The 8,480-nt window shown below is 71.3% G+C and carries 8 protein-coding genes; 4 read left to right on the top strand and 4 right to left on the bottom strand.

The features are described 5' to 3' along the window. Positions 1-265: 265 nt before the first annotated feature. Positions 266-1,435 carry an anhydro-N-acetylmuramic acid kinase gene (locus AB0I94_RS38715; RefSeq protein WP_363314493.1) on the bottom strand — a complete coding sequence of 390 codons (1,170 nt, stop codon included), beginning with the start codon at positions 1,433-1,435 and terminating at the stop codon, positions 266-268. Between the two features lie 120 nt (positions 1,436-1,555). Here AB0I94_RS38715 and AB0I94_RS38710 point away from each other — a divergent pair, with 120 nt between their 5' ends. Further along, complete coding sequence (locus AB0I94_RS38710) at positions 1,556-2,533, top strand: hypothetical protein (protein WP_363314492.1); 978 nt, start codon at positions 1,556-1,558, stop codon at positions 2,531-2,533. A 100-nt stretch (positions 2,534-2,633) separates the two neighbouring features. On the opposite strand, the gene AB0I94_RS38705 is transcribed toward AB0I94_RS38710, so the two are convergent. From AB0I94_RS38705 to AB0I94_RS38695, 3 genes are all read right to left on the bottom strand, one after another. Continuing rightward, positions 2,634-3,371, bottom strand: coding sequence for a VOC family protein (locus AB0I94_RS38705; protein ID WP_363314491.1), 738 nt, complete (start codon positions 3,369-3,371; stop codon positions 2,634-2,636). 125 nt (positions 3,372-3,496) lie between these two features. Beyond that, positions 3,497-4,501, bottom strand: a complete 1,005-nt coding sequence (locus AB0I94_RS38700; protein WP_363314490.1) for an acyl-CoA dehydrogenase family protein — start codon at positions 4,499-4,501, stop codon at positions 3,497-3,499. Next, entirely contained in the window at positions 4,501-5,658 is a 1,158-nt protein-coding gene (locus AB0I94_RS38695) for an acyl-CoA dehydrogenase family protein (RefSeq protein ID WP_363314489.1), read from the bottom strand. The genes AB0I94_RS38700 and AB0I94_RS38695 overlap by 1 nt, the downstream gene beginning before the upstream one ends. A gap of 151 nt (positions 5,659-5,809) precedes the next feature. Here AB0I94_RS38695 and AB0I94_RS38690 point away from each other — a divergent pair, with 151 nt between their 5' ends. The 3 genes from AB0I94_RS38690 to AB0I94_RS38680 all read left to right on the top strand — a co-directional run bounded on the left by AB0I94_RS38690 (position 5,810) and on the right by AB0I94_RS38680 (position 8,476). After that, positions 5,810-6,592, top strand: a complete 783-nt coding sequence (locus AB0I94_RS38690) for an SDR family oxidoreductase (protein ID WP_363314488.1) — start codon at positions 5,810-5,812, stop codon at positions 6,590-6,592. 78 nt (positions 6,593-6,670) lie between these two features. Further along, on the top strand, positions 6,671-7,261 hold the full coding sequence (locus AB0I94_RS38685) for a TetR/AcrR family transcriptional regulator (protein WP_363314502.1): 591 nt from the start codon (positions 6,671-6,673) through the stop codon (positions 7,259-7,261). A 57-nt stretch (positions 7,262-7,318) separates the two neighbouring features. Continuing rightward, positions 7,319-8,476, top strand: a complete 1,158-nt coding sequence (locus AB0I94_RS38680) for an acetyl-CoA C-acetyltransferase (protein ID WP_363314487.1) — start codon at positions 7,319-7,321, stop codon at positions 8,474-8,476. The last annotated feature ends 4 nt before the right edge of the window (positions 8,477-8,480 follow it).

Raw genomic sequence — 8,480 nt, 5'->3', positions numbered from 1 at the left:
AGGCTGGATCGGCCGTCACACCTGCCTGTACTGGGCCGTCGCACTCGGCTGGATCGGCCGTCACGCCTGCCTGTACTGGGCCGTCGCACTCGGCTGGATCGGCCGTCACGCCTGCCTGTACTGGGCCGTCGCACTCGGCTGGACCGGTCGCCACGCCCGCCTGCACTGAGCCGTCGCACTCGGCTGCGCCCAGACCGTCACCCTCGGCTGTACGCGGCCACGCTTCCCGGGCTCGGCGCTGTACTCGTCGGCGAGAGCGGTGAGTTCACCGCTCCTGCCCGTCCACCACCAACCGCACCGGGCCGCCGCCTTCAAAAGCGGGCACTCGCACGCCGGACCGACCCGGAGTGATCGACCCGAGCACGCTCGCATGCCGCGCCCCCGTGCTCTGCGGCACCGTCCCCGGCAGCCCGTGCGCCGTCAGGAAACCGAGGACCGCGAAGGCGTACGCCTCCTTCGCCGCGGACGGCAGGCCGAGCTCGTCGGAGGTGCGCACCGGGATCTCGGCCCCCAACTCCGCCCGCAGGAAGGCCATCAGCGTCGGGTTGCGGGTGCCGCCGCCGGAGGCGATGACCTCGGAGGCGTCCACCGACCTGACGGCGTCGGCGACCGTACGGGCGGTCAGGCGGGTGAGCGTGGCGACGACGTCCTGCGGGGCGAGCGCCTCGTATCCGGTGAGCGCCTCCCGTAGATAGGGCAGATGGAAGAGTTCCTTGCCGGTGGTCTTCGGGGCGGGGCGCGCGTAGTACGGCTCGCGGAGCAGGACCGCGAGCAGCCCCTCGTCGACCGTGCCCCGCGCGGCCATCTCGCCCTCGACGTCATACGTGAGCCGCTCCCGCGTCAATTCGCGCACGGCGGCGTCGACGAGCGCGTTGGCGGGGCCCGTGTCGAAGGCGGTGCCGTCCGCGGCGGTGATGTTGGCGATGCCGCCGAGGTTCAGCGCGGCGGGAGTGCCGGGCCTGCCGCGCAGCCACATCCGGTCGACGATGCTGACCAGGGGCGCGCCCTGGCCGCCCGCGGCGATGTCGCGGGGGCGGAAGTCGGCGACCACCGGAAGCCCCGTCGCCTCGGCGATCCACGCGGGCTGCCCGATCTGCAGCGTCCCGTGCACCTGCCCGTCGGACACCCAGTGGTAGACCGTCTGCCCGTGGGACGCAACCAACTCGGCACGCCCGTCGCACAGTTCACGGTCCGCCTCGGCCGCCGCGGTGGCGAAGGCCTGACCGATGAGGGTGTCCAGTCGGCACACTTCCGCCAGCGTGGTGGCGGCGGGTGGCAGCGCGGCGCCGAGCGCGGCCCGCAGCCCCTCGTCGTACCCGCGGGTGATCAGACCCAGCGGGGAGAGCAGCAGGCGGTCGCCGTCGATCGTCAGGTCGGCCGCCGCGGCATCGATGGCGTCGTACGAAGTCCCCGACATCAGCCCGATTACGCGCACGTACTGCCCCTTTCGCTCTCCTCACCAGTGCGTTTGATCATCGCAGCGAAGAAGGTGCGAGTGCACTCGCACGTACGATCCAGTTCAAGCCATCGACGCAGAGGGAGGGGTGACTTGTCCATGTCCGCCACGGGATCGGCCAGTACACGCCCGGGGGTGCGCCGCGCGAACGTCACCCGAACCGACGGTGCCTGGAACGGTCTGCTCCTCGAAGTGCGCGAGCGCCCACGGCCCGGTCTCCGTCTTTGGACCGCCGGGAACCGTCTGCTCCTGACGCAAGGGGCAGTCGCGAACCCGCTGCTGCTGGCCCTGGTGGACCCTCACCGTGACGGAGTCGACTTCTGCCGGACGGGTCGCTACCGCCCCCTCGTCCCACCCCTGCGCGCGCACATGGCCCGCGCCTTCGAGGGCTCAACGCAACGCTGGGCCCACCACTTCGCGGCCCTGCTCGCCACGTCGCCCGACAGCCCCCTGCACGACGGGCGTTGGGTGCTGTCGCCGGACCCGCTGCTGCTCCTCCGGCCGAATCACCGGGGCGCGTCTCACGGAGAGTACTGGCGCTCACTGCTCATCGAGGGCGATCCCGACGGGTACATCGACTGGTTCGTCCACGACGGCTCGTGGGAGGTCCTGCCGCTCAGGGCGATGCCCGACGCCGACGATCCCAGGGTCAAGGCGTACCGCAAGCAGGCGCGGGACGGCACTCTGCCGCCCGTCCTGCTCTGGTGGGTGAGCGGGCTCGACAGCCACCTCATCCTGGACGGGCACGCCCGGCTGGCCGCGGCGATCGCCGAATCCGTGGAACCGGCCGTACTGGAGCTGCGACGGACCGTCCCCCAGGACGAGGTGGAAACCGGTACGGAGCGGGCCGTGGCGGCATACGAGAGCGAGCTGGCGCGGTTCACCGCACTGCGTGCCGCGCAGGGCCCGCGCGTCCCCGACGGCGCCGAGTTCGCGGGACCGGCTCTTGTCCGGCGCCTGGATGAACTGCGTACGGCACGCCGCCCCACGTGGGCCTGGCCGCTGCAGGGCGGTGTCCAGGAGTGGCGCAGGATCGCCCGGGAGCAAGTGGGCGAGGGGGTTGGGGTGTTCAGGTGAAGGGAGTTTAGTGAGGTGAGCACGGGTGAGGGGGTGCGCGGCCTCACCTCGGTGCCGAGGAGAGACCGCGGAGCCGTCCCGTGGGTGGCGAAGCCCGGCGTCAGCGCAGGGAGAGGACGCAGAAATCGTTGCCCTCCGGGTCGGCAAGGACCGTCCACGGGACGTCACCCTGGCCGACGTCGGCGGCGGTGGCGCCCAGAGCCCGGAGCCGTGCCACCTCCGCCGCCTTGTCGTCGTCGGGGTACGGCGCCACGTCGAGATGGGCGCGGCTGCCCACGGACATCGCGCCGGACGTGCGCAGGAACTCCAGATACGGGCCGACCCCCTTGGCCGAACGCATCCGAGCGTGATCGTCGGACACCTCGAGCAGGGTCCAGTCCATCGCCTCGTCCCAGAACCGGGCCATGGCCCGCGGATCGGCGCAGTCGACCACGATCGCGGCGATCGGCCCGGTGCCCCGGTAGATCTCCCGAGGCTCAAGGACACAGAAGACGTTGCCCTCCGGGTCGGCGAGGACCGTCCACGGGACATCGCCCTGGCCCACGTCGGCGGGCGTCGCGCCGAGATCCTTCAGGCGTGCGACCAGCTCCGCCTGATGGGCCACAGAGGTGGTGGCGAGGTCGAGGTGTACGCGGTACCGCACCGTCTCGGGGTCCGGGACGGTGACGACATCGACGCAGATGGCGGAGGGGTCCGGCCAGGCGACGCCTTCGGGTTCCACGTTCGTGACGCCGGGGCCCTCGCTGGAAATGCCCCAACCGAGCGCCTTCGCCCAGAACTGGCCGAGCGCCGAGTCGTTTCGAGCCTTGAAGTTCACGTTCACCAGTCGCAGTGGCATGCCGCTGATCATATGCACACGTGATCGAGGGAAAACCTGGCCCGCGAGCCTCCTCTGAAGGAGGTGTCGTCGTCGATCTCCGGGCCCCTGAGGGCGGGTTGGCGGCGACGGTGAAAGGCCGGAAATCACTCCCGGTAGCACCCGGCCCCCCGCCTCCCGGCCAACACCAGCCGTCGGCACTCCCCGGGGCTGCCCCACGCGCCGCGCAGCGCCCGCGCCTTCGTCAGCCACAGCGACAGGTCGTACTCCGCGGTGTAACCGATGGCCCCGTGGAGTTGGAGCGCCGCCCGCGCGGCGCCGTACGCGGCTTCGCCCGCCGCCGCCTTCGCCGCGGCCACGTCACCGGTCTCCAGCGTCAACGCCGCCCCGAACAGCAGGGGCCGGGCGAACTCAAGGCTCATCAGGACGTCCGCGAGCCGGTGCTTGACCGCCTGGAAGCCACCGATCGGTGTGCCGAACTGGCTGCGCTGCTTCACGTACGCGACCGTTCTGTCGAGCAGCGCGAGCCCGACGCCCAAGGCCTGCGCGGCAGTCGCGAGCAAGGCCCAGTCGGCTGCGTACCGGGAAGCCTCCTGCACCGACGGGCCCGAGGCGAGGAGCTCACCGGGCCGGAGTCGGGCGAGGCGCCGCACCGGGTCCAACGAGCGCTCCACGCACGCGTGCCCGGAGGCCAGGCGCAGCTCGCCCCCAGCGGCGTACAGCCGCAGCGTCGCCGCGTCCGCGTCCAGAGCGAAAGGGCCCCCTTCCGGGAGAGCGAGCGTCGTCATGGCCTCCCCGGAGGTCACGGACGCGAGAAGCCGCTTGGCGGGAGCCGCCTCGCCCAGTTCGGCGAGCCGGGTGAGCAGGGCGCCCGCCGCCACCGTCTCGACCACAGGCCCCGGCACCGCATGCCGCCCCAACTCCAGCAAGGAGACGGCCATTTCCACCGGAAGCGGTCCCACCCCTTCGTACTCCTCGGGGGCGGCGAGCGCGAACACGCCCGCCTCCGCCAGACGTCCCCACAGGGCACGCCCGCGCGTATGGTCACCGGCGGCCCACGCGCGCGCGGCCGCCGGGGTGTCCGCAGCCGTCAGCATCGCGTCGAGCGAGCGCGCGAACTCGCGCTGCCCGTCGTCGAGGAGGAACCTCATCAGCGGCGTCCCTTCGGCAGTCCGAGCAGCCGCTCGGCGATGATGTCGCGCTGGATCTCGTTCGTGCCCGCGTAGATGGGCCCGGCGAGCGAGAAAACGTACCCCTCGGCCCACTCACCGCCCTGCGCCAACTCGCCCTCGGGGCCCAGGAGATCCAGGGCGGTCTCGTGCAGCGCGATGTCGTACTCGGACCAGAAGACCTTGTTCAGGCTCGACTCCGCGCCGATCGTCTCGCCCGCCGCGAAGCGCGACGCGTTGGCCCAGGTGAACAGCTGGTAGGCGCGGGCGCCGATCACGGCGTCCGCGACCCGGTCGCGCAGCGCGGTGTCCGCGGGGTCGCCGTGCGTGCGCCACTGGCTCACCAGGCGGTCGGCCGCGGCGACGAAGCGGCCGGGGGAGCGCAGGGTCAGGCCGCGTTCGTTGCCCGTCGTCGACATGGCGATCCGCCAGCCCTGGCCCGGCTCACCGATCACGTCCTCGTCGGGCACGAAGACGTTGTCGAGGAAGAGCTCGGCGAACGCGGGCTTGCCGTCGAGGCGGCCGATGGGACGGACGGTCACGCCGTCCGCGTCGAGCGGGAACATCAGGTACGTCAGACCGCGGTGCGGCTTGTCCCTGGTGGTCTCGTACGGCTCGCTGCGGAACAGGCCGAACGCGCGGTCGGCGAACGCGGCCCGCGACGACCAGGTCTTCTGCCCGCTGATCAGCCAACCGCCCGGCACACGGCGTGCGGTGGAACGCAAGCTGGCCAGGTCCGAGCCCGACTCCGGCTCGGACCAGGCCTGCGCCCAGATCACCTCGCCGCTCGCCATCGGGGGCAGCACCCGGGCGCGCTGCTCTTCGGTGCCGAAGTCGAAGAGGGTCGGCGCGAGGAGGTTGATGCCGTTCTGTGAGACCCGGCCGGGGGCGCCCGCGGCGAAGTACTCCTCCTCGAACACCAGCCATTCGACGATGCCGACGCCCTGCCCGCCGTACTCCTCGGGCCAGGAGACCACCGACCAGCGGTCGGCCGCGAGTTCGCCCTCCCAGGCGCGGTGGGCGGCGAAACCCTCGCGGGTCTCCAGCGACGGCAGCGGCTCGGCCGGCACGTGCCCGGCGAGCCAGTCACGTGCCCGCTGCCTGAACTCCTCTTCCCCGGCGGTGAAGTCGAGGTCCATCAGTGGCCCACCTCTTCGGTCTCGGTTCTTCTCCGGTCTTCTCCGGTTTCTTCTCCGGCAGCCTTCCGGGCTTCCCTAACAAGTGTTTGGTAGATTACCCTGAGGTGCAGTCAGCCGTCGAGAGCGAGTCGGGAGTCAAGGGAGGCCGAGCATGGACGCGCCCACATACGTGCCGGGGCACGGTCTGCTCGCGGGCCGCACCGCCGTCATCACGGCCGCGGCCGGAGCGGGCATCGGCGGCGCCACCGCCCGCCGCTTTCTGGAGGAAGGCGCGCGCGTCGTCATAGGCGACGCACACCCGCGACGCACCAAGGAGACGGTGGAGGCGCTGGCCGAGGAGTTCGGCGCCGGTCGGGTCGAGGGCACGCCGTGCGACGTCACGGACGAAGCCCAGGTGCAGGCGCTGTACGACTTGGCGGAGCAACGCCACGGCGGCCTGGACGTCGTCGTGAACAACGCGGGACTCGGCGGCACCGCCGAGCTCACCGAGATGACCGACGAGCAGTGGGACAGAGTCATCGACGTCACGCTCAACGGCACGTTCCGCTCCACCAGGGCCGCCCTGCGCCGCATGCGGGCCGCCGACCGCGGCGGCGTGATCGTGAACAACGCCTCGGTGCTCGGCTGGCGCGCCCAGGCCGGCCAGGCGCACTATGCCGCGGCGAAGGCGGGCGTCATGGCCCTCACTCGGTGCGCCGCCGTCGAGGCCGCGCCCCACGGCATACGGATCAACGCGGTGTCGCCCAGCCTCGCCATGCACCCGCACCTCGCGAAGGTCACCTCGCCGGAGCTGCTCGAGGAGCTCACCGCGCGCGAGGCGTTCGGGCGGCACGCCGAGCCGTGGGAGATAGCCAACGTCATCGTCTTCCTGGCCAGTGAGTACTCCTCGTACATGACGGGGGAGACGGTCTCGGTCAGCAACCAGCACGCCTAGGCGGAGAATGGCCGTGTGTCGAAACCGAAAACGAAACCGAAACCGAGCAGCACCAGCACCAGCACCAAGAAGGCCGCGGTGAGTCCCTCGCCCGAGCGCCGGGGGGAGCTCCTCGCCATCGCGGCCGACGTCTTCGCCGAGCAGGGCTACAACGCGACGACGGTCCGCAAGATCGCGGACGCCGCCGGCATGCTCGCCGGCAGCCTCTACTACCACTTCGACTCCAAGGAGTCGATGCTCGAAGAGATCCTCTCCACCTTCCTCACCGAGCTGTGGGACGGGTACGACACCGTGCTCCAGTCACAGCTCGGCCCCCGCGAGACCCTCGAAGCACTCGTCACCGAGTCCTTCCGGGAGATCGACCGGCACCGCTCAGCCGTCGCGATCTACCAGAAGGAGTCCAAGCACCTGGTGGCGCAGGCGCGCTTCCAGTACCTGGCCGACTCGCAACAGCGCTTCGAGAAGACGTGGCTGACGACGCTGGAGCGCGGCGTGGCGGAGCGCGTCTTCCGTGACGATCTGGACATCCGGCTCGCCTACCGCTTCGTGCGCGACACCGTCTGGGTCGCCGCGTCCTGGTATCGCCCCGGCGGCGGCCACAGCCCCGAGGAGATCGCCCGCCAGTACCTCTCGATGGTCCTGGACGGCATCGCCGTACGCACCACGTAGAGCGCGTCGCCCCCCCCGGCGACCGCACCGACCGAGGAGCACGAGGAGTACGCAGTCATGGCCGAGGCCTACATCGTCGAAGCGGTCCGTACCCCCGTCGGCAGGCGCAAGGGCGGCCTTTCCGCCGTCCACCCCGCCGACCTGGGGGCCCATGTCCTGCGGGCACTCGTCGCGCGCACCGGTATCGACCCCGCCGCCGTCGAGGACGTCGTGTTCGGCTGCCTGGACACGGTCGGCCCGCAGGCCGGGGACATCGCCCGCACCTCCTGGCTGGCGGCGGGACTGCCCGAAGAGGTGCCCGGCGTGACGATCGACCGGCAGTGCGGATCGTCCCAGCAGGCCGTGCACTTCGCGGCGCAGGGCGTCCTGTCCGGCACCCAGGACCTCGTCGTCGCGGGCGGCACACAGAACATGTCGATGATCCCCATCGCCTTCGCCTCCCGGCAGGCCGCCGAACCGCTCGGACTCACCGAGGGCCCCTTCGCGGGCAGCGAGGGCTGGCGCGCCCGCTACGGGGACCGGCCGGTCAACCAGTTCCACGGCGCCCAGCTGATCGCCGAGAAGTGGGGCATCACCCGCCGCGACATGGAGGAGTTCGCCCTCCGCTCGCATCAGCGGGCCGTCCGCGCGATCGACGAGGGCCGCTTCGACCGCGAACTCACCGCCTATGGGGACGTGACCACGGACGAGGGACCGCGCCGCGACACGACACTGGAGAAGATGGCGGGTCTCAAGCCCGTCCTGGACGACGGCACCATCACCGCCGCCTGCTCCTCACAGGTCTCGGACGGCGCCGCCGCCATGCTCATCGCGAGTGAAAGGGCCGTGCGGGAACACGGGTTGACGCCCCGAGCCCGCATCCATCACCTCTCCGTGCGCGGTGAGGACCCGATCAGGATGCTGTCCGCGCCGATCCCCGCCACCGCCTACGCCCTCAAGAAGACCGGCATGAGCATCGGCGACATCGACCTCGTCGAGATCAACGAAGCCTTCGCGCCGGTCGTCCTCGCCTGGCTGAAGGAGACCGGCGCCGACCCGGAGAAGGTCAACGTCAACGGCGGCGCGATAGCCCTGGGTCATCCCCTCGGCGCGACCGGCGTGAAACTGATGACGACGCTCCTGCACGAACTGGAGCGCACCGGCGGCCGGTTCGGCCTCCAGACGATGTGCGAAGGTGGCGGCCAGGCGAACGTGACCATGATCGAGCGCCTCTGAGGCG

This window comes from Streptomyces sp. NPDC050147 (assembly GCF_040660195.1).
Lineage (GTDB): Bacteria > Actinomycetota > Actinomycetes > Streptomycetales > Streptomycetaceae > Streptomyces.
The sequence above is the reverse complement of the archived record's forward strand: the minus strand, read 5'-3'. Positions and strand labels throughout refer to the sequence as shown.

Bases quoted from the DNA above. Each gene is read 5' to 3' on its own strand.
- AB0I94_RS38680 (WP_363314487.1), top strand. From the start codon at position 7,319: ATGGCCGAGGCCTACATCGTCGAAGCGGTCCGTACCCCCGTCGGCAGG.
- AB0I94_RS38700 (WP_363314490.1), bottom strand. From the start codon at position 4,501: ATGAGGTTCCTCCTCGACGACGGGCAGCGCGAGTTCGCGCGCTCGCTC.
- AB0I94_RS38710 (WP_363314492.1), top strand. From the start codon at position 1,556: ATGTCCGCCACGGGATCGGCCAGTACACGCCCGGGGGTGCGCCGCGCG.
- AB0I94_RS38695 (WP_363314489.1), bottom strand. From the start codon at position 5,658: ATGGACCTCGACTTCACCGCCGGGGAAGAGGAGTTCAGGCAGCGGGCA.
- AB0I94_RS38705 (WP_363314491.1), bottom strand. From the start codon at position 3,371: ATGCCACTGCGACTGGTGAACGTGAACTTCAAGGCTCGAAACGACTCG.
- AB0I94_RS38690 (WP_363314488.1), top strand. From the start codon at position 5,810: ATGGACGCGCCCACATACGTGCCGGGGCACGGTCTGCTCGCGGGCCGC.